This is a genomic window from Novosphingobium resinovorum (genome assembly GCF_027922145.1).
In the GTDB taxonomy this organism is placed as follows: Bacteria; Pseudomonadota; Alphaproteobacteria; order Sphingomonadales; family Sphingomonadaceae; genus Novosphingobium; species Novosphingobium resinovorum.
In genome coordinates this window covers 64,046-84,452 of sequence record NZ_BSFC01000011.1, presented here as the reverse complement: position 1 = coordinate 84,452, position 20,407 = coordinate 64,046, and the positions used below count along the sequence as shown (strand labels likewise).

The window sequence follows — 20,407 nt, the reverse complement described above, 5'->3', positions numbered from 1 at the left end:
TGACAATGCGCGCCATGACACGAAAGTGTCGCTTATTGCGCACATGCCTGCAGTATACCCATTGGAGACGCTTTCCTTGACCCAGATCGTCACGGTCCCGACCACCCCCTTCGACGGACAGGCGCCAGGTACTTCCGGCCTGCGCAAGAAGGTCAAGGTGTTCCAGCAGCCGGGCTATGCCGAGAATTTCATCCAGTCGGTGTTCGACGTTGTGGAGCGGGAACCGGACGCGGCGCTGGTGATCGGCGGCGACGGGCGCTTCCACAACCGAACAGTGATCCAGCAGGCGATCCGCATGGCCGCCGCCAATGGCTATGCGCGCGTGCTGGTGGGGCAAGGAGGTATTCTATCCACCCCGGCGGCAAGCCACGTCATCCGCAAGTACGGGGCCAGCGGCGGGCTGGTGCTCTCTGCGAGCCACAACCCCGGTGGGCCGGACGAGGACTTCGGTATCAAGTACAACATCGCCAATGGTGGCCCTGCGCCCGAGAACGTCACCGGCGCGGTGCTGGATCGCACGAAGACGATCGACCGCTGGCTCACGGTGGAGACGTCCGACATAGATCTCGACGCCATCGGCGAAGTGCAGGTGGGCGCGCTGATCGTCGAGGTGATTGATCCGGTCGCGGACTACGCTGACCTCATGGAGGAACTGTTCGACTTCGACGCGATCCGCAAGGTCGTCGCCTCGGGCTTCACCATGCGCATGGATTCGATGAGCGCGGTCACCGGCCCATATGCCACCGAAATCCTGGAGCGCCGACTCGGCTTTGCTGCAGGCACAGTGGTCAACGGCTTGCCGCTGGAGGATTTCGGCGGGCACCACCCGGATCCTAACCTGATCCACGCAAAGGAACTCTACGATCTCATGATGTCCGAGGATGCGCCGGACCTCGGCGCGGCGTCAGACGGGGACGGGGATCGCAACCTCATCATCGGACGCGGGCGCTTCATCACTCCGTCCGACTCGCTGGCGATGCTGGCCGCCAATATCGAGATCGCGCCGGCCTATCGCGGACGGCTGGCGGGTATTGCCCGCTCCATGCCGACCAGTGGCGCGGCCGATCGCGTCGCCGAAGGGCTGGGCGTGCCCGTGTTCGAGACGCCTACAGGGTGGAAGTTCTTCGGCAACCTGCTCGATGCGGGCAAGGTCACCATCTGCGGCGAGGAGAGCGCTGGCACCGGCTCCGACCACGTGCGTGAGAAGGACGGGCTCTGGGCGGTGCTGCTCTGGCTCAATATCCTCGCGGTGCGCGGGATCAGCGTCGACGACCTCGCGCGGGAGCATTGGGCGCGCTACGGCCGCAACTATTACGCGCGGCACGACTTCGAGGGTATCGCCACCGAAGGCGCCAATGCGCTGATGGATGGCCTCAAGGCGCAACTCGGCACTCTGCCGGGCAAGGTGTTCGGTCCGTTGACCGTCCGCCATGCGGACAGCTTCTCCTATACCGATCCGGTGGATGGCTCGGTCAGCTCTAACCAGGGCATCCGGGTGCTGTTCGAGGACGGTAGTCGCATCGTCTTCCGCCTCTCGGGCACCGGTACGCAGGGTGCGACCTTACGCCTGTACCTTGAACGCTACGAGCCGCGCTTCGGAAACCTCGATGCGGAGACTTCGGCGATGCTGGAGCACCAGATCGCCGCCGCCGAGGAAATCGCCGGGATCGTCGCGCATACCGGGCGGACGGCTCCGGACGTGATTACCTGAACTATGCCCTGAGCAGCACTTTATCCCGGGCTTGATCCGGGACGACGATACGCTCCGGCGATGAATTGGATATGATGCTTTCCAGATTTGGCTGAAATTCGCGGATCACCCTGCTTGGTATCCGCTCATTGTATACATTGACCTTGCGACCTCTTTCTGCCCGCTCCATCACGCGTGCAGGAGAGGCACACGCATGAGCAAGCACATTCATTTGGTCAGCTTTCTGATCAATTCGCCTATCAATCACACCGTGCTGAGCTGGGCGCAGCCGGGCGACAACCGCCTCGACGCGCTGCACGGCCTCAGGCTATGGCAGGATCTTGCGCGAACACTGGAGCGCGGTCGCTTCGACGGCATGTTCTTCGCCGACACGCCCGGCGTCTTCGACCGTTACCGCGACAGCCACGAGGACGCTGTGAAGTACGGCGTGTGCTGGCCATCGCTCGATCCGGTCGTGCTGCTGTCGGCGCTAGCGGCTGTGACCACGCACCTCGGGTTGGCGACGACGATGTCGACCAGCGCTTACCAGCCCTGGACCATCGTACGCCAACTGGGAACCATCGACTACCTGTCCGGCGGCCGCGTCGGCTGGAACATCGTCACCGGGCACTTGCGCGGCGAGCATCGTGCACTCGGGCTCCAGCAACTCGACCACGACCGCCGCTACGATCGCGCCGACGAATACATGGAGGTCTGCTACAAGCTCTGGAATTCGGTGAAACCGGGGGCCATCCTGGCCGACCGGGATGCCGGGGTGTTCGCCGACCCGGCCAAGGTCGAGTTCATCGACCATGCGGGCGAGTTCTTCTCTTGCCAGACCGTCGCGCCGGTGCCGCCTTCGCCGCAGGGTCGCCCGGTGCTGTTCCAGGCCGGCAGCTCCGGGCGGGGGCAGCAGTTTGCGGTGAGCCACGCCGACGTCGTTTTCTCGATCCAGCCCAATGTCGCAGGGATGAAGCGCTTCATGGCCAACCTTGCTGATGCGGCGCAGGCGGCGGGCAGGGTGACGCCCGGGGTCAGCTTCGGCATCCAGCCCATCGTCGGCGGCACCGAGGAAGAGGCAAAGCGCAAGCTCGCCGACCTCGTAGAGAAGCTGCCTATCGACGGCTGCCTCGCCCGTCTCTCTGGCACGATGGGCGTCGACTTTGCGGGGATGGACCTGGACCAGCCGCTCGCCGAGATCGAGACGCAGGCCTCGCAGGGATTGATGAAGGCCTTCGCCAAGATCGAGGGCGATAAACCCCTGACCCTGCGTGAAGTCGCGATCCGCTGGGGCCTGGCGGTGGGCAAGCCGCAGATCGTCGGTACGCCGGAACAGGTCGCCGCCGAAATGGAGCGAATCTGGCGCGAAACCGGGTGCTATGGCTATAACGTGACACCGACGGTCATGGCCAGTTCGGTTACCGATTTCGTCGATCAGGTCGTGCCGGTGCTCCAGAAGAACGGCGTCTATCGCACCGATTACGAAGGCACGACCTTCCGTGAAAACCTGGGTCTGGCGTGAGGGGCAAGTCTCACAACATCGCGCAAGTACGGGAACTGGCGAAGCGTCGCCTGCCGCGCGCGATCTGGGAGTTCATCGAGCGCGGCACCGAGGACGACCTGCTGATCAAACGCAACGTCGCGGCGCTGCAGGCGGTTCAGCTCCTGCCCCGCACCTTGTGCGACGTGGCTCGGCGCTCGGCCGAGGTCGAGCTGTTCGGCCGCCGCCAGCCCCTGCCGCTGGTTATCGCGCCGACCGGGGTATCCGATCTGCTCTGGCACCGAGGCGAGCGAGCGATTGCACGGGCAGCGGCCTCGGCGGGGATACCCTTCACGCAGACGACGAGTTCGACCACCAGCTTCGCCGACATCGCGAAATGCGCGACGTCTGGCCACTGGATGCAGATGTACTTGTGGGAACGGCGCGACTTGTCCTGGCGGGTGGTCGAGGCCGCGCGGGAGAACGGGGCGGACGTGCTGGTACTTACGGTCGACACGCCGATGTGGCCGCTGCGGGAATTCAACAAGCGAGCGGGCATGTCCAACCCGATCCGACCGAACGCGACGCTTGTGTCGGACTTCCTGAAGCGGCCCTCGTGGTTCACCTCGGTGATCTGCCGCTATTACCTGGAAGGCGGGCTGCCGCAGTTTGCAAATTATCCGAGCGAGGTCGGCGGCAAGCTGACCGGCACCGTCAGCCGCGTAGCGAATTCGGCTTCGGTGTGCTGGGACGACGTCGCGCAGCTGCGCCGCCGCTGGCCGGGCAAGCTGGTCGTGAAAGGCGTGCTGAGCGTTGAAGATGCGCGCATCGCGATCGATTACGGGGTGGATGGCATCGCGGTGTCGAATCACGGCGGGCGCAACTTCGACAGTTCGCCTCCCGCCATCGATGTGCTTGCGGGCATCGTCGATGCCGTCGGGGACCACACCACGGTGCTGTTCGACAGCGGCGTGCGACGAGGGGCGGACGTGCTCAAGGCGCTGGCGATCGGCGCGAAGGCTGTATTGGTCGGGCGCGCAACGCTCTACGGCTGTGCGGCGGGTGGAGAGCACGGCGCGCGGCACGCGATTGATCTGCTTGCCAACGAGATCGACGTTGCCATGGCTATGGTCGGCGTCAGCCGACTGGAGGAACTGGACCGCGGCTACCTGATGCCGGGGACGTTCAGGAGCTAGGCGGTCCCTTCCTTGCTTCATCTAGCGCTCGCAAGCGTCCGGCTGTCGCCGGTGCCTGCAGCAGTTCCGATAGCGGAGCGGTCAGGCGGCGGCGCCAGTTGGGATGCTCGGTAATCGTTCCGGGCAGGTTTGGTTGCTCGGGCTCGGCGAGAAGGTCTTCCAGCGGCGCGATCGCCAGGCCACAGGGAGTGGCGCCAATATGGCGCAAGGCCGCTTCGATCACGGGAGCAGGATCGTCAGGGGAGGGGCGCGGGGCGGCGTTGCGGGTCAGTGAAGCCCAGAGCAACCCGCGATCCCAGGCACGCCGGGCCTCGGCTTCTTCCATGGTCATGTCTTCAGGCAGACGGCCGAGGCACTGCGCCCATTGCAGGTCGCGCCCGCTCCACCAGCCGGCGACGGTGGGCGTGTCGTGTGTGCCGGTCATCGCGACAGCCTGTGCATCGTAATCCGCCGAACCGATGAAGCCGTCGTCGGCTGCGCGCTCGAACCAGAGAACGCGCATGCCCAGCATCCCGCGCGCGGTGATCGCAGGGCCGAAACCATGCGGCATCGTGCCGAGGTCTTCCGCGACGATGAGCGCGCCCGCCAGATGCGCCTCGAGCGCGACGAGGCGGATGAGGTCCGCGAAGGGGTAATGCAGGTAGGCCCCCGCGCTCGACGGCTGGCCCTCCGGCACGACCCATAGCCGCGCGAGGCCGAAGGCATGGTCGATCCGCAGCGCGCCCGCAGTGGACAGCGCCGCGCGGATAGTTGCGATCCACGGCGCATAGCCGCTGCGCGCGAGCCCGCGCGGCGAGAAGCCGGTCAGCATCCAGTTCTGCCCCAGCGGCCCGAGCGGATCGGGCGGCGCGCCGATGGTCAGGCCCTGCAGCAGCGTGCCGCCCATGGCCCATGCATCCGCACCGCCGGTATGGACGCCGACCGCGAGGTCCGCCAGCAACCCCACCGCCATGCCAGCGTCGCGGGCGCGTCGTTGCACTTCGCGAAGGCTCTTGTGCGCCAGCCACTGGGCGAAGAGGTGGAACTCGACCTCGGCGGCGTTGTCGCGCGCGAAGGCGGCTACGGCTTCACCCTTCGGGTCATGGAATTCGCGTGGCCAGTTCTGCCAGCCCTTAGCACCTTGTTCGCGCAAATGGACGTCGAGCGCATCGTAGAGCGCCTGTCGCTGCAAGCTTTCGCCTTCGCGGGCATTGTCGCGGGCTATCCGGTTCCGTGTCGTTGCATCAAGAGCCGCGAAGAGCACCCGCATTTGCGCGAGGCGATGGGACAGGGCCTTTTCCCAGTCTATCAGCGGCCCGTCTTCCGGCTGATCGGTGGGCAACGACGGAAGGCCAACAAGCCCCGGATCGCCCATGGCTGCGTTCAGGTAAAGGCGGCTCGAAGGCGAGTAGGGGCTGAAATCCCGTCCGTCGCCCGCGAAGAGGGCATGGACCGGGTTGATCGCGAGAGCATCCGCTCCCTGAGCGGCGAAGGTTTCGACCGCTTCGGCCAGTTCCGCGAAAGTCCCGAACGCATCGGGGCGCTCGCCGCGCAGGGCGGGGATTTGGACCGCCGCGCCCCAGATACGGCCCTTGCCCAGCGAGGCGACGGTCGGGCAAGAGTGCGGCGCGACCGCCAGCGTCAGGACATGGCCGCTCACGGTCAGTGGATAGTAACCGGGCGTGTCGATCGCCGGCAGCGTCCAGCGCGTGGTATCGAGGCGTTGGACCGAGCCGTCCGGCAAGGTGAGTTCGGCGCCTGCGAGACTGGGCGGCAACGGCGTTTCCATGCCGACGTCGGTGACGATCATGGCGGGAGGGCTTTCAGCTTCGGCCTTAATCCGGCCGAGGCTGGCAGCGATCTCTGCAGAATTTTCGGCCGGGTAACTCAGCGCCGCCGCTATCGCGCGCAGCGAGGCGTCGGTTACGACCTGCTCTCTGCCGTCGACGTCCCACCATATCCGTTGCAGGCCGATCGCCTCGGCAAGTGCGTGCAATTCCTGCATCCGTCGGGCGGCTCCTCGCTGGTAGCGGGAGGCTAGCGTGTGCACAGCACGGCGGCAATCACGCCTTTGCGCGAGCCACGCGATCAGGTGGAGATGAAGGGATGTTATCCCGGCCGTTTCCCATGTTCTGCGCACTATATCCCAGGCTTATCCACAGGCTTGCTCGCATCTGCCGGGAGCGGGTAGGGCGCAATGATGGACATCGATCGCTACCTCGCCCGCATCGGCCTTTCGCACACACCGTTGGCGGATCCGGACGGGCTTGCCGCCCTGCAGCAGGCGCATCGACAGGCGATCGGGTTCCAGAACCTGGACATTTCGCTTGGGCGCGGCATCCGCATCGACTCCGCGAGCGTGTTCGACAAGCTCGTGGTGCGGAGGCGCGGCGGATACTGTTTCGAGCAGAACCGGCTCTACGGCGATGTGCTGGCAGCGTTGGGCATGGCCAACCGCCCGCTTCTGGCGCGTGTGCGGATGGGGCTGGCCGAGGATGCGCCGCCACCGCCGCGTACGCATGTGCTGCTTTTGGTGCGCGCGGAGCCGGGGCGGGCATGGATTGCCGATGCCGGTTTCGGCGGGAGCTACGTGCCGCCGCTGCCGCTTGAAGACGGCGCAGAGGCGCGGACGCGAGATGGCGCGGCGCACCGCCTGCGGCGGATCGGCGAAATGGGCGGACAGCACGGCGAATGGCTGCTCGAACGCGCCGGGCCGGTGGAGGCGACCGACGGTCGCGCTGCGCCGCATGGCGAATGGCAGGCGCAGTACACGTTCGACCTTGCCAAAGTGGTGCCTGGCGATCTGGAAATGGTCAACCACTGGACTTCGACCCGACCCGACACGCGCTTCACCATGCTGCATGTGGCCAGTGTGGTGCTGCCCGAGGGCTTCGCGGCGCTGAGCGAACGAGCGTTGCGCATCCATCGCGGTGGTATTACCGAAACGCGCGAAATCGCAGATGCGGCTGACTATGCGACGACATTGCGCGATTTGTTCGGCATCGCCCTGAGCGAGGCGGAGGTCGCAAGGCTGCCGCTGTTCGCTTAGCTTTCCAGCAGGCGCGGCATCAGTTCCACGAAGTTGCAGGGGCGGTTGCGGCTGTCGAGCTGTTCGGCGAGGATGCCGTCCCAGCCGTCCTTTACCGCTCCGTTGGAGCCAGGCAGCGCGAACAGATAAGTGCCGCGCGCGACGATGGCCATGGCACGGCTCTGCACCGTGGAGGTGCCGATCGTCTTGTAGCTCAGCCAGCGGAACAGTTCGCCGAAGCCGGGAATTTCGCGCCCGCCCAGCTTACCGAGCGCTTCGGGGGTAACATCGCGCCCGGTCAGGCCCGTGCCGCCAGTGGAGACGATCGCATCGACTTCGGCGTCGTCGATCCATTCGTTAAACAGTTCGGCGATCCGGTTCGCATCGTCCCGTTCGATCGTACGACGCGTGAGCTTATGCCCGGCATCGACGATACGCTGGGCGAGGATATCGCCTGAAGTGTCGTTCTCGGCGGTGCGGGTGTCGGAGACGGTCAGCAGGGCTATGTTGATGGGCTTGAAAGTACGCTCAGGGTCGATGGCCACGCAATATCGCTCCGTTCGCGGCCATGCGAACGCCTTCCGATCCGGCGAGGCCGGGAAAGGTCGGCCACATGCCCTGCACCAGTTCCATGCGGCTCTCCGAAGCGCCGCCCGCCTGGCGTTCGTACATCCAGTAGTTGCGCATCACAATGTTCACGTAGCCGCGCGTCTCCCAGTAGGGGAGCGATTCGATCCACAGCAGCGGGTCGCCCTGGCAGTTCACTTCCGTGGCCCAGCGGCGCACCGGCACCGGCCCGGCGTTGTAGGCGGCCATGACCTTGGGCAGCAGGCCCTGCGTGCCCGGATCGTTCTTCAGCGTTTCAAGGTGGCGCTGGCCGAAGGCGAGGTTGACTTCTGGCTTGTTGAGGTCGGAGGCATTGCCGTTGTAGCCCAGCGATCCGGCATGGTCCTGCGCGGCGGCGGGCATGATCTGCATCAGGCCGCGCGCGCCAGCGGGGCTGACGGCTCCGGCGCGGAACACCGATTCCTGCAGCGTATGCGCGTAGACCAGCGCGGGATCGACCTTCCAGCCGCCCACTGGGGTCCACTTGGGCGTGGGGAAGCGCGTCGCGGGTTCGGGCTTGCCGCCGTACGGCGCGTTGTAGGCCATCCACAGCTGGGTGCCGGGCAGGCCGAGATCGCGCGCGAGGCGGGTCAGCGGGGCATATTGCGAGGCATCGCCGATGCGGGCCTGATGGCGCAGCACTTCGTCGGCAAGGCCGTCCTTGCCGATCTCCGCCAGTTCGACGGCGGTGCGGACATTGGGGCTGGCGCGCAGGGCCTGCCAGTCGGCCTGCGTAAAGTCAGCGGCGGCGTGCTGCTCGGGCAGCTTGAGGCCGAGCTGCTCGGCGGCCAGCATCCCGTATAGCGTCTCGTCGCGCGCGGCGGCAAGGCGCAGCGCGGCGCTCGCCTGCTCGGGCTTGCGGCAGCGCACCAGCGATCGGCTGTTCCAGTAATGCGAGGCGGCGGTCAGTTCGGCATTGTCGGACGAGCGTGCGGCCTTGGCGAAAGCATCGGCAGCACCGTCGCAGTCGCCCAGACGCCATGCGGCGAGCCCGGCAGTCCACCATGCCTCGCCCACCCACGGGCCTTGCCCCAGCGCGGCGATCTGCGCCATCTGGTATGCATTGGCATCCTGGTTCTCGATGTAGAAGCTCCACGCCACCTTCTGGCGCCACTCGGCCTGCGAGGAGGGCGAGAGGTTGGCGTCGATCCCGTCGAGCAGCAGGCGCGCGCCCATCGGATCGTCGTTCTTGATGCGGTCGTTGATGCCGTTCGCGATCCCGGCGGGCATCGTGCCGTCGTCGATCGAGGAGGGGCGAACCCGCTTGGCGATGGTCGGCAGGCGCGCGAAGCTCTGTTCGGCTGGGAGCGAGGGGAGGCCGACAGCGCCGCGCTTGAGCGCGAGGCGGCTGATCTGGTCGGCGCCGGGCAGTTCGGTGCCCTGCGAAAGCCATGTCTGCAGGTCGTTCAGCTGGATCTTGGGCGATCCGGACGCGAGGTAGTATTCTGCGCGGGCCTGCTGGTGTAGCGGGCCATCGGGGCGGTCGGCCAGCATCTTCTGGACGGTGGCCCAGTCCTTCGCGTCGATCGCGTCGAACATCGACTTGTAATAGGTTCGATCGTCCTGGCTGAGCAGCGAAGGGACGGCGGTACGGTCGGCGCGGGTGCGGAAGTAGTCCACAGCAGCGCTGTTGGCGAAGGCCGGTGCTGCCGATGCGCAGGCGGCGATACACGCGCCCGCAAACAGTCCGGCCCTGATAAATCGTTTCAAAGGTATTCCCCGCGATCCTGTGCGATTCGCCTGCTCCGGCTGACCGATGGCCGCATCTCTCAGGACGCGGTCCAATCCAGCCAGGCCCTCCAGAGCACCGGCTTTGCACGCGGCTGCGCGAGCAAGGCAGGCAGCGCCCAGGAGGCGAGCAGGGGTATCGATCCCCCTTCATGATCGAAAGTCCTTAACATGGCAGGACGATGCGGCGATTCGTGGCCGATTAGCGGCAGGACGTTTCCACCAAGGACAAACAGCCTCTTCGGAGCCACCAAACTCACGTGATGCCGCAGAACCTGCCCGATTCCGCGCTCGCTCATTGCCGCCCAGTCTGCGCCCGGCGTATGGCGGGGCAGGGCGCTGGCAAGGTAAACGTCCTCGCGCCCGGTGCCGAACGCGGTAAGGATGGCGTCCAGCAGCTTGCCTTGCTGGCCGGAGAGCAGTGTTTCGCTGTCCTCGGCCTCGGGTTCCTCGACGACGATCATCAGTTCGGCACCGGCCTTGCCCTGCGGCGCCACGCGTGCGGCGGGGCCGCCTTCGCACAGCAGCGGTTCGCACAGCCACCACGGTGCGAAAGCCGCGAGGTCGGCGGGCAGGCTGGCGGGATCGAGCTTGGCGGGCGGCGGCGGGGCATCCGGATCGGGCTTCGGATCCGGGCGGCGGCGCGGCGGCGAGGCGCCTTCCAGTTCGGGCGGGGCGAGCCATTCGACCGGCTCGTCGAGAAAGTCGCAGTCCACCCCGGCGTCCCGCCACCAGTCGAGCGCACCTGTGATATCGTCCAGAAATTGCGGATTTGGCGGTTGATCCATCGCGCGGGTCTTGACCTTATGCGCGGGAGCAATCAAGGCATTCGTGAATTTAATCGCTCGACTAAACACGAAAAGAATGCACGGGGCTACCATGATCGAACGCGAAGAGATGCCTTACGACGTTGTCGTCGTCGGCGGTGGACCTGCCGGTCTGGCGACCGCGATCCGCCTCAAGCAGGTGGACCCGGAACTGCAGGTCTGCGTGCTGGAGAAGGGCTCGGAGATCGGCGCGCACATCCTTTCGGGTGCCACGATCGACCCCAGGGCGCTCGACGAACTGCTGCCGACCTGGCGCGAGGACGGCTGCCCGCTGGCGGAAACCCCCGTGACGGACAACTGGCACTGGCACCTGACGAAGAAGGGCAAGTTCTCCCTTCCGCACATCATCCAGCCGCCCTTCATGTCGAACAAAGGCAACTACACCGGCTCGCTGGGCAACTTGTGCCGCTGGCTGGCCGAGCAGGCCGAGGCGCTGGAGATCGAGATCTTCCCGGGCTTCCCCGCCGCCGAGATACTCTATGACGATGCCGGCGCCGTGATCGGCGTGCAGACTGGCGACATGGGCGTCGACCGCGAGGGTAATCCCAAGGGGGACTACCAGCCGGGCATGAACCTGCTGGGCAAGTACACCGTGTTCTGCGAAGGCGCGCGCGGCCACCTGACCAAGCGCCTGAAGGCAAAGTACAACCTCGAAGCCAACAGCGAGCCGCAGATCTACGGCATCGGCATCAAGGAACTGTGGGACATCCCGGCGGACAAGCACGTCCCCGGCCGCGTGATCCACACCCAGGGCTGGCCGATGAGCGAGAACGACGCCTGGGGCGGCGGTTTCCTCTACCACCAGGCCAACAACCAGGTGGCGCTCGGCTTCGTGACCGCGCTCGATTACAAGAACCCGTACATATACCCGTTCGAGGAATTCCAGCGCTGGAAGCAGCACCCGGAAATCCGCGCGATCCTCGAAGGTGGCAAGCGCGTCGCCTACGGCGCGCGCGCGATCAACGAGGGCGGCTGGCAGTCGGTGCCGCAACTGGCGTTCCCCGGCGGTGTGCTGGCGGGCTGCTCGGCGGGCTTCGTCAACGTGCCGCGCATCAAGGGCACGCACACCGCGATGAAGAGCGGCATGCTGGCGGCCGAATCCATCGCCGCCGCCATCAAGGCGGGCCGTGAGCAGGACACCCTGCAAGACTACGACGACGCGGTGCGCTCCAGCTGGATCGCCAAGGAACTCAAGCTCGTCCAGAACGCCGAGCCGATGGTGGCGAAGTGGGGCGGCGAACTGGGCACGATTCTCGCGGGCGCTGACATGTGGCTGCGCACGCTGTTCGGCTTCGGCCTCGCCAAGCCGATGAAGCATCACACCGACGCGAGCGAGACGCAGCGCGCCGACTTGTACAAGCCGATCGCCTATCCCAAGCCCGACGGCGTCATCAGCTTCGATCGCCTGACCAGCGTGTCGTATTCGTTCACCAACCATGAGGAGGACCAGCCGGTCCACCTCAAGCTGAAGGACCCGAGCATCCCGACTGCGGTGAACCTGCCGGTCTATGCGGGGCCTGAGGCGCGGTATTGCCCGGCGGGGGTCTACGAGTTCCTCGACGCGGGCGATGGGCCGAAGCTGCAGATCAACGCGCAGAACTGCGTCCACTGCAAGACCTGCGACATCAAGGACCCCACGCAGAATATCGAATGGGTCACCCCCGAAGGCGGCGGCGGCCCGAACTACCCGAACATGTAAATCCTCCCCGAAACGGGGAGGGGGACCATGCGAAGCATGGTGGAGGGGCACAGGCGGCTTACGTGACGCGAATTTAACGCGCCACGCAGCCGCCACCCCGATAGCCTCGGCCTATGATTACCGGCCCGCGCCGCAGCGTAAGGCTCGCCCGCAAGCTGCGCGGCGAGATGACGCTGCCCGAAGTCCTGCTCTGGCATGAACTGCGCAAGCGCCCGGCAGGCTTCAAGTTCCGCCGCCAGCATCCGGCGGGAAACTTCATCCTCGATTTCTACTGCGCCGCCGCTTCGCTTGCCATCGAGGTTGACGGTTTCGCGCACGACTCTATGCGCGCAGCAGACCGGGACGCGGCCCGCTCGCACTTCCTGCGCTCGCAGGGCGTGGCGACATTGCGGGTTCCCGCGAAGGTCGTGCTGGAGGACGTGAACGTGGCGATTATACGCATTGTCGAGGTCTGCCGGGAGCGCTTGCGGCGAGGGCGCGAGGTGCGGCCTGTGCCCCTCCACCATCCTGCGGATGGTCCCCCTCCCCCGCAGGGGGAGGATGGCGCGTGAACGAAACCGCCTATGCCAAGATCAACCTCGCGCTGCATGTCCGTCGTCGGCGTGAGGACGGGTATCACGAACTCGAAACGCTGTTCGCCTTCGTCGATGACGGCGACCGTCTGAGCGCCTCCCCGGTTGAGGCTGACCGCCTCTCCACCCATGGCGAGTTCGCAGCCAAGATCGACGATCCTTTCGGCAACATCGTCGCCAAGGCTTTGTCTGCATTGCCGCACGGAAAAGGCTGGGCCGTCGACCTCGAAAAGCGCCTCCCCGTCGCGGCTGGCCTCGGCGGTGGTTCCGCTGACGCGGGCGCGGTGTTCCGCATGGTGGAGCGCAGCCACGGCCTCCCCGACGACTGGCAGGCCCGCGCCGCGAACCTGGGTGCCGACGTGCCCGCCTGCGTCCTGTCCACCACCTGCATCGGCACCGGCACCGGCACCGACCTCCAGGCTATCGAGAGCGACCTGACCGGCACACCGGTCTTGCTGATCAACCCGCGCGTGGGCGTGCCGACCGGCCCGGTCTTCAAGGCCTGGGACGGCGTCGACCGCGGCGAAATGCCGACAGGGTCCGTCCGCAAGATCGCGCTGGAAGGCCGCAACGACCTGGAGGCTCCGGCCATCGCGATATGCCCTCCGGTCGCCGATGTGCTGGCAGCTTTGCGGGCGACCGAGCCGTTCCTCGCCCGCATGTCGGGCTCGGGCGCGACGTGCTTTGCGCTTTACGACAGCGAGGCGCAATTGCAGGCGGCGTGGGATAAGCTGGCCGAAACTCAACCCCACTGGTGGAAAATGGCGGGCAAGTTGCGGTAAGGTCGCGGCGCGCAACCTTCGGAGGCAGACTTGGAAACCGAATACCACCGCCTGCTCGGCACGCCCGTTACCGGCGGCGTTCTGGTCGTATCGGACCATGCCTCCAACCGCGTGCCGGACGACATCGACCTCGGCATAGAGGACGCGCTGCTCGACGAGCACATCGCCATCGACATCGGCGTCGCCGCCATCGCCGAACGCATGGTGCAGGCCGGAACCGCCGCGTGGCTGGGCAACGTCAGCCGCCTCGTCTGCGACTTCAACCGTACGCACGACGTTCCCGGCATGATGCCTGAGATCAGCGACGGTTACGTCATCCCCGGCAATGTCCTCACCAAAGAGGAGCGGCAGGCGCGGGTGGACCGGCTGTTCGATCCCTACCACCAGGCCCTTGCCGCGCAGCTGCGGGAGACGCCCCCGGCGCTGATCCTCTCGCTGCACAGCTTCACGCCGGGCCTTGCCACCTGCACCAAGCCGCGCCCATGGCAGGTCGGCGTCCTCTACAACCAGGATGAGCGCGCCGCGCGCATCGCCATTCCCTGGCTGGAGGGGCAGGGCTTCGTTACCGGCGATCAGGAGCCGTACTCGGGCAAGCTGCTCAACGCCTCGATGAACCGCCATGCCGAACCGAACGGATTGCCTTATCTCAGCATCGAGATCCGCCAGGACTTGATCGCCGAGGAAGAGGGGCAGGCGGAGTGGGCCGACGTGATGACGCGGCTCTGCGCGGCAGTGGTCGAGAAACTCGCATGAAATATAATTGCAAAAACTCACGTTGAATTGAAATCAATCACCGTGTAGGGGCGGCTCCAACATAGTGTGAAAACTTGCGCGAAAACCCGCGCCCATGACTGCTGGAGTTCCGACAATGCCCGCCCTTCGTTCACGCACCTCGACTCACGGCCGCAACATGGCGGGTGCGCGCGGGCTCTGGCGCGCGACGGGCATGAAGGACGGCGATTTCGGCAAGCCGATCGTCGCGGTGGTGAATTCGTTCACGCAGTTCGTGCCCGGCCACGTCCACCTCAAGGATTTGGGCCAGTTGGTCGCGCGCGAGATCGAGGCGGCGGGCGGCGTCGCCAAGGAATTCAACACCATCGCGGTCGATGACGGCATCGCCATGGGCCATGACGGCATGCTCTATTCGCTGCCCAGCCGCGACCTCATCGCCGACAGCGTCGAGTACATGGTCAACGCCCACTGCGCCGACGCGATGGTCTGCATCTCCAACTGCGACAAGATCACCCCCGGCATGCTGATGGCCGCGATGCGCCTGAACATCCCCGCCGTGTTCGTCTCAGGCGGGCCGATGGAGGCAGGCAAGGTGGTGCTGCGCGGCAAGGAGCACGCGCTCGATCTGGTCGATGCGATGGTCGCCGCCGCCGACGAAAGCTATACCGACGAGGAAGTGAAGACGATCGAGCGCTCGGCCTGCCCGACCTGCGGGTCGTGCTCGGGCATGTTCACCGCGAACTCGATGAACTGCCTCACCGAAGCGCTGGGCCTCTCGCTGCCGGGCAACGGCTCGACGCTGGCGACTCACTCGGACCGCGAGCGCCTGTTCCTGGAGGCGGGCCGCGTCGCGGTGGACATGTGCCAGCGCTATTATGAGCAGGACGATGCCTCCGTGCTGCCGCGCAACATCGCCAGCTTCGAGGCGTTCGAGAACGCCATGAGCCTCGACATCGCGATGGGCGGCTCGACCAACACCGTGCTGCACCTGCTGGCTGCCGCGCACGAGGCGGGCGTGGACTTCACGATGGCCGACATCGACCGCCTGAGCCGTCAGGTGCCGTGCCTGTCGAAGGTCGCTCCGGCCAAGGCCGACGTCCATATGGAGGACGTCCACCGCGCCGGCGGCATCTACGCGATCCTCGGCCAGCTGGAGCGGGCGGGCCTGCTGCACACCGACCTGCCGACCGTCCACACCCGCACGCTGGGCGAGGCGATCGAGCGCTGGGACACCAGCCGTACCACCGAGGCTTCGGTCCAGGAATTCTACAAGGCCGCGCCCGGCGGCGTGCCGACGCAGACCGCGTTTAGCCAGTCGGCGCGCTGGAAGGAACTCGACCTCGACCGTGAGAACGGCGTGATCCGCTCCAAGGAACACGCCTTCAGCCAGGACGGCGGCATCGCGGTGCTCTATGGCAACATCGCGCGCGACGGCTGCATCGTGAAGACGGCGGGCGTGGATGACTCGATCCTGAAGTTCACCGGCACTGCGCGGGTCTACGAATCGCAGGACGCGGCGGTGGCGGGCATCCTCGGCGGCGAAGTCGTGGCGGAAACCGTCGTGGTGATCCGCTACGAGGGACCGCGCGGCGGGCCGGGCATGCAGGAAATGCTCTACCCCACCAGCTACCTCAAGTCGAAGGGACTTGGGAAGGCGTGTGCGCTGCTGACGGACGGGCGCTTCTCGGGCGGCACTTCGGGCCTCTCGATCGGCCACGCCTCGCCCGAAGCGGCGGAAGGCGGCGAGATTGGGCTGGTCGAGAACGGCGACACGATCGAGATCGACATCCCCGGCCGTACCATCAACCTGATGATCTCGGACGAGGTCATGGCGCACCGCCGTTCGCAGCAGGAGGCGCGCGGCGCCGATGCATGGTCGCCGGTGCACCTGCGCCCGCGCAAGGTTTCGGCGGCGCTACAGGCTTACGCGGCGATGACCACCAGCGCCTCGAAGGGCGCGGTGCGCGACGTGACGCAGCTCAAGCGGGGTTGAGGTCGCTGCGCCCGTGTTTGGTGCGCGGGGACATTTTGGGGTTGGACCGTTTGTGGTTATCGGGGCGTGCGAACGATGACCCCAATGGCAGGAATGGGTAGAAAGTTGCCATATATCCTCCCTGTCGCGCAGCGATGGGGAGGTGGCAACCCGCAGGGCTGACGGAGGGGTTTCCCCCCTCCACCACTCGCTGCGCGAGCGGTCCCCCTCCCCATTGCTTCGCAACAGGGAGGATGCAACAAGGCCCGCAACGGGGCGCATCCGGAAAGGCCGGTTTCGGCTCAGCATTGAGGATGGCGGACGAAAGGGCCTGCGAGGGAGCTTGTTCGGGATGCCTGAGCCGGCTGTGCAATGACGATGTGGTGATCTCGCAGCCTGACATTGCCCCGCGCGTTTCGGGCGTTATGATTTATGCCATGACCGCCAAGCTCCCGCCGCTGGCCTGTGCCGTCCTCCTTCTCGCCGCCTGCTCGCGCAGTGACGAGCCCGCTCCCGTTGCCGTAGCGCTCGAGCACATCGACTGCGCCGTGGGAGGAGAGCCCGAACTCAAGCCCGCCTGCTCGGTGGAGCGGGTCGAGAAGGACGGTGCGCTCACGCTTGTCGTGCACCACCCCGATGGCGGTTATCGCCGGTTCGCGGTCGCGAAGGGCGGTGTGGGAGTGACCACCAAGGACAGCGCCACGCCGCCGAAGGTGCGCCTTGCCGGCGACCGGCTCGACGTTACCGTGGGCACCGATCGCTACCTCTTTCCCGCGACGGTGAAGCACGATGTCCCGCGATAGACAGATCCTCAAAGCCGGGCAGATGCGTGCGGCGGAGCAGGCGTTGATCGACGCCGGCACCAGCGTCGATGCGCTGATGCAGGTGGCGGGGCGTGGCGCCGCCGAATGGATCTGGCGCATGGCGGGGCGGCACAAGGTGACGGTGCTCTGCGGCCCGGGCAACAACGGCGGCGACGGCTACGTCATTGCCGAGGCCATTCGCGAGCGGGGCGGCCATGCCGTCGTCGTCGCGGCGGCCGAGCCTGCCACCGACGCCTGCCGCAAGGCGCGCGCGCTGTTCGGCGGAGACGTGGTCGAGACCGATTCCGAGGCGAAGGGCGAAGTGCTGGTCGATTGTCTTTTCGGCACCGGACTGACGCGGCCGTTGTCTCAGGAGCACCTCGCCTTGCTCACGCGGCTGGCCGAAACGCATCCGCGCCGCGTGGCGGTGGACATGCCGAGTGGGGTACAGTCCGATTCGGGCATGCTGCTGGGTGAGGGTTTGCCCGCCTACGACCTGACCATCGCGCTCGGCGCATGGAAATTCGCGCATTTCCTGATGCCTTCTAGCGCCCGGATGGGGCGGCTCCAGCGCGTGCCGATCGGCGTCGACGCGGTGCGGGGGGCTGCCCTCGCAGTCGCGCGACCGCAGTTGCGCGCTCCGGCGCCGGATGCGCACAAGTACCGGCGCGGGCTGCTGGCGGTCGTCGGCGGGGCGATGCCCGGCGCGGCGGTGCTCGCAGGAATCGCGGCGCAGCGGGCAGGGGCGGGCTACGTGAAGCTCTTCGCCGAGAGCAAGCGCAATGTGCCCGCCGACCTCGTCGTCGATCAGGGTGCGCTGAGCGAGGTGTTGGCCGACGATCGCCACACGGCGGTGCTGGTCGGGCCGGGCCTGGGGCGCGATGCGACCGCGCGCGAACGGCTGGCGGTGGCTCTGGCGGATGGGGTGCCGGTGGTGGTCGATGCCGATGCGCTGGTTCTGCTGGCGCCGCGTCACCTCGCAGGGCGCGAGGCCTCCGTCATCGCCACGCCGCACGAAGGCGAACTCGTCGCGCTGGAGCGGGCTTTCGATCTCGACGGTGCGGGGACGCGGCCCGAGCGTGCTCTCGCGCTGGCGGAGGCGAGCGGGATGGTGGTCGTGGCCAAGGGGCCGGATACGGTGATCGCCGCGCCCGACGGCAGGCTCGCTTGTGCGATGCGGGCAAGCTCGTGGCTCTCAACTGCGGGCACCGGAGATGTGCTGGCGGGGGTGATTGCCAGCCGTCTCGCCACGGGACGGGAGGCGTTCGACGCTGCCTGCGAGGGCGTCTGGCTGCACGGTGAGGCGGCGCGGCTCTGCCCGCCTGCGTTCACGGCGGGGCAACTGGCCGAGGCGGTGCCGCTGGCGCTTGCTGCGTGCCTGTAGGACAAGCCCACCCCCGGCCCCTCCTGCAAGCGGGAGGGGAGCAGGTAGCGCGCTCTTTCTCTCCTCCTGCTTGCGGGAGGGGCTGCCCCATATTCTCCCCTCCCGCTTGCGGGAGGGGCTGGGGGTGGGCATACGCGCGGGAACCATGACCGAATCCGAAGAGATCCTGCGCATCGCCTCCAAGGGCGACGGCGTCACCGCGTCCGGCCGTTTCGCCTGGGGCGCCGCGCCCGGCGACAAGCTGCGCATCGACGACACGCTCGAATGGGGGCCGCATCATGTCGAGCCGCCTTGTCGCCACTTCGGCCAGTGCGGGGGGTGCCAGCTGCAGCAGCTCGACGAAGAAAGCCTGACGGCCTTCGTCGAGGCGCGGGTGGCCAATGCCGCCGCCTCGCAGGAATTGGGGACGCAGGCGCTCGCCGCGCCGCATCTCTCGCCGCCGTCGTCGCGCCGCCGGGCCTCGCTGCGCGCGGAAAGCTCGGGCGGGCGCGTGGTGATCGGCTTCCGCGAGGCGAAGTCGCACCGGCTGGTCGAAGTGCAGGAATGCCACGTCCTCGTGCCCGAGATCGTCGCGTTGCTGGGGCCGCTGCGCAAGCTGCTCATCACCATGGGCAAGGCCGCGCCCGTCAAGAAGGGGCGCCATGGCAGGCCCGCGCCTGGCAAGGTGCAGGCGCGCATGGCCGCCGACATCGAGATGACGCTGGTGGACCAGGGCATCGACCTCGGCGTCAAGGGCCTCACCGCCGAGGGCCTTGCGGCCACCGAGGCGATGCTGGACTTCGCGCGCGAACACAAGCTGGCGCGCCTGACGATGGACGGCGGCTACGGCTTCGAGACGGTGTGGGAGCCGGTGCCCGTCACGGTGACGCTCGGCGGCGTCAAAGTGCCGTTTCCCCCCGGCACCTTCCTGCAGGCGACGCTGGATGGCGAGGAGGCGCTGGTGGGCGCCGCGCGCGAGTGGCTGGCGGGCGCGCCGACGGTGGCGGACCTGTTCTCGGGGCTGGGCACGTTCGCCTTCGCGCTGGCCGGGCCGGAGACCAAGGTGCTGGCCGCCGAAGCCGCGCGCGACGTGCACTATGCCTGCAAGGCGGGCGCCGACCGCGCGCAGCTGCCGGTGTTCAGCGTCCACCGCGACTTGTTCCGCAACCCGCTGCAGCCCGACGAACTGAGCCGTTTCGCCGCCGTCGTGCTCGACCCGCCGCGGGCCGGCGCGCGCGAGCAGGTGGACTGCATCGCCGATTCCACCGTCAATCGCGTGGTCTACGTGAGCTGCAATCCGTCGAGCTGGTCACGCGATGCCGCGCGGCTGGTCGAGGCGGGCTTCCGGCTGGTGGAACTGCGTCCGGTCGGCCAGTTCCGCTGGTCCACTCATGTAGAACTGGCGAGCTATTTCGAGCGCGGTTAATCCGCGCCCATTTGCGCCATCATGTCCATGAAATCGCGCGCGGCGTTGCGTTCGTCCTCGGTCTCGAACGCGACGTCGAGGTCGGGCGCGGAGCCGAGGATGTACATGAAGGTCCAGAGCGCGAAGCGGCGGCCCTTGTCCTGCTCCATGCCGAAATCGACCTTCATCCGCTCCACCCCGGCCTCGATTGCGGCGGGGGTGACGGTGGAAAGGTCTTCGGTGGCGAAGTAGCGGCGCAGCTGGTCGTCGAAATCCATGGTGCCGTACTAGCAGGGGTTCAGCTGCGGTTCCAGCCGCAGCACCCGCAGAACACCGGATAGGCGACCGCGCCCCAGGCACTGGCGATGAAGCCTATGAAGAACACGCTCCAGCCCAGTCCCCAGTTTTCGCCGAGAACGACGTCCGCCAGCGCTGCCAGCGTGATGCCGATGAAGAACAGTTCCACGCCGATGAAGACGATCTTGAACGGCTTCAAGGCAGGGACGGGCAGTCCCTTTTCCATGGCTATACTCCCGAAGTTTCTT

At 66.9% G+C, this 20,407-nt stretch carries 18 protein-coding genes; 12 read left to right on the top strand and 6 right to left on the bottom strand.

Features of this window, described 5'->3' with window-relative positions; genetic code table 11:
* Positions 1-76: 76 nt before the first annotated feature.
* The 3 genes from PKE80_RS05305 (at position 77) to PKE80_RS05295 (ending at position 4,366) form a co-directional block, all read left to right on the top strand.
* Complete coding sequence (locus PKE80_RS05305; protein WP_271181613.1) at positions 77-1,711, top strand: alpha-D-glucose phosphate-specific phosphoglucomutase; 1,635 nt, start codon at positions 77-79, stop codon at positions 1,709-1,711.
* Between the two features lie 193 nt (positions 1,712-1,904).
* A complete protein-coding gene (locus PKE80_RS05300) occupies positions 1,905-3,212 on the top strand; it encodes an NtaA/DmoA family FMN-dependent monooxygenase (RefSeq protein ID WP_271181612.1) in 1,308 nt (435 codons plus the stop codon).
* A complete protein-coding gene (locus tag PKE80_RS05295) occupies positions 3,209-4,366 on the top strand; it encodes an alpha-hydroxy acid oxidase (RefSeq protein WP_271181611.1) in 1,158 nt (385 codons plus the stop codon). Before PKE80_RS05300 ends, PKE80_RS05295 begins: the two co-directional genes overlap by 4 nt.
* On the opposite strand, the gene malQ is transcribed toward PKE80_RS05295, so the two are convergent.
* Positions 4,356-6,350 (bottom strand): 4-alpha-glucanotransferase, encoded by a 1,995-nt coding sequence (gene malQ / locus PKE80_RS05290; protein ID WP_271181610.1) that lies wholly within the window; start codon positions 6,348-6,350, stop codon positions 4,356-4,358. The two genes, PKE80_RS05295 and malQ, sit on opposite strands and share 11 nt — an antisense overlap.
* 195 nt (positions 6,351-6,545) lie before the next feature.
* Between malQ and PKE80_RS05285 the strand changes: the two genes are divergently transcribed.
* Positions 6,546-7,394 (top strand): arylamine N-acetyltransferase family protein, encoded by an 849-nt coding sequence (locus tag PKE80_RS05285; protein ID WP_271181609.1) that lies wholly within the window; start codon positions 6,546-6,548, stop codon positions 7,392-7,394.
* Here PKE80_RS05285 and moaB read toward each other — a convergent pair.
* From moaB to PKE80_RS05270, 3 genes are read right to left on the bottom strand one after another with little or no spacing between them, the layout of a single operon-like run.
* Positions 7,391-7,918 (bottom strand): molybdenum cofactor biosynthesis protein B, encoded by a 528-nt coding sequence (gene moaB / locus PKE80_RS05280; protein ID WP_271181608.1) that lies wholly within the window; start codon positions 7,916-7,918, stop codon positions 7,391-7,393. The two genes, PKE80_RS05285 and moaB, sit on opposite strands and share 4 nt — an antisense overlap.
* Positions 7,902-9,689 (bottom strand): lytic transglycosylase domain-containing protein, encoded by a 1,788-nt coding sequence (locus tag PKE80_RS05275; protein ID WP_271181607.1) that lies wholly within the window; start codon positions 9,687-9,689, stop codon positions 7,902-7,904. The genes moaB and PKE80_RS05275 overlap by 17 nt, the downstream gene beginning before the upstream one ends.
* A 59-nt stretch (positions 9,690-9,748) precedes the next feature.
* Complete coding sequence (locus PKE80_RS05270) at positions 9,749-10,495, bottom strand: uracil-DNA glycosylase family protein (RefSeq protein ID WP_271181606.1); 747 nt, start codon at positions 10,493-10,495, stop codon at positions 9,749-9,751.
* Between the two features lie 91 nt (positions 10,496-10,586).
* Here PKE80_RS05270 and PKE80_RS05265 point away from each other — a divergent pair, with 91 nt between their 5' ends.
* The 8 genes from PKE80_RS05265 to PKE80_RS05230 all read left to right on the top strand — a co-directional run bounded on the left by PKE80_RS05265 (position 10,587) and on the right by PKE80_RS05230 (position 19,883).
* Positions 10,587-12,233, top strand: coding sequence for an electron transfer flavoprotein-ubiquinone oxidoreductase (locus tag PKE80_RS05265; RefSeq protein ID WP_271181605.1), 1,647 nt, complete (start codon positions 10,587-10,589; stop codon positions 12,231-12,233).
* 113 nt (positions 12,234-12,346) lie between these two features.
* Positions 12,347-12,784, top strand: a complete 438-nt coding sequence (locus PKE80_RS05260) for an endonuclease domain-containing protein (protein ID WP_271181604.1) — start codon at positions 12,347-12,349, stop codon at positions 12,782-12,784.
* Positions 12,781-13,587: a 4-(cytidine 5'-diphospho)-2-C-methyl-D-erythritol kinase gene (locus PKE80_RS05255; RefSeq protein WP_271181603.1), complete on the top strand. Its 807-nt coding sequence runs from the start codon at positions 12,781-12,783 to the stop codon at positions 13,585-13,587. Before PKE80_RS05260 ends, PKE80_RS05255 begins: the two co-directional genes overlap by 4 nt.
* A 30-nt stretch (positions 13,588-13,617) precedes the next feature.
* Positions 13,618-14,340, top strand: a complete 723-nt coding sequence (locus tag PKE80_RS05250) for an N-formylglutamate amidohydrolase (RefSeq protein ID WP_271181602.1) — start codon at positions 13,618-13,620, stop codon at positions 14,338-14,340.
* A gap of 115 nt (positions 14,341-14,455) precedes the next feature.
* Positions 14,456-16,312 (top strand): dihydroxy-acid dehydratase, encoded by a 1,857-nt coding sequence (gene ilvD, locus PKE80_RS05245; protein ID WP_271181601.1) that lies wholly within the window; start codon positions 14,456-14,458, stop codon positions 16,310-16,312.
* A gap of 416 nt (positions 16,313-16,728) precedes the next feature.
* Positions 16,729-17,094, top strand: coding sequence for a hypothetical protein (locus tag PKE80_RS05240; RefSeq protein WP_271181600.1), 366 nt, complete (start codon positions 16,729-16,731; stop codon positions 17,092-17,094).
* Positions 17,081-18,478 (top strand): NAD(P)H-hydrate dehydratase, encoded by a 1,398-nt coding sequence (locus PKE80_RS05235; protein ID WP_271181599.1) that lies wholly within the window; start codon positions 17,081-17,083, stop codon positions 18,476-18,478. Before PKE80_RS05240 ends, PKE80_RS05235 begins: the two co-directional genes overlap by 14 nt.
* Before the next feature lie 145 nt (positions 18,479-18,623).
* Entirely contained in the window at positions 18,624-19,883 is a 1,260-nt protein-coding gene (locus tag PKE80_RS05230; RefSeq protein ID WP_271181598.1) for a class I SAM-dependent RNA methyltransferase, read from the top strand.
* On the opposite strand, the gene PKE80_RS05225 is transcribed toward PKE80_RS05230, so the two are convergent.
* Both PKE80_RS05225 and PKE80_RS05220 read right to left on the bottom strand, forming a co-directional pair.
* Positions 19,880-20,140, bottom strand: a complete 261-nt coding sequence (locus tag PKE80_RS05225) for a hypothetical protein (protein WP_008828846.1) — start codon at positions 20,138-20,140, stop codon at positions 19,880-19,882. The two genes, PKE80_RS05230 and PKE80_RS05225, sit on opposite strands and share 4 nt — an antisense overlap.
* A 20-nt stretch (positions 20,141-20,160) precedes the next feature.
* Positions 20,161-20,385, bottom strand: coding sequence for a hypothetical protein (locus PKE80_RS05220; protein ID WP_271181597.1), 225 nt, complete (start codon positions 20,383-20,385; stop codon positions 20,161-20,163).
* Positions 20,386-20,407 lie beyond the last annotated feature (22 nt).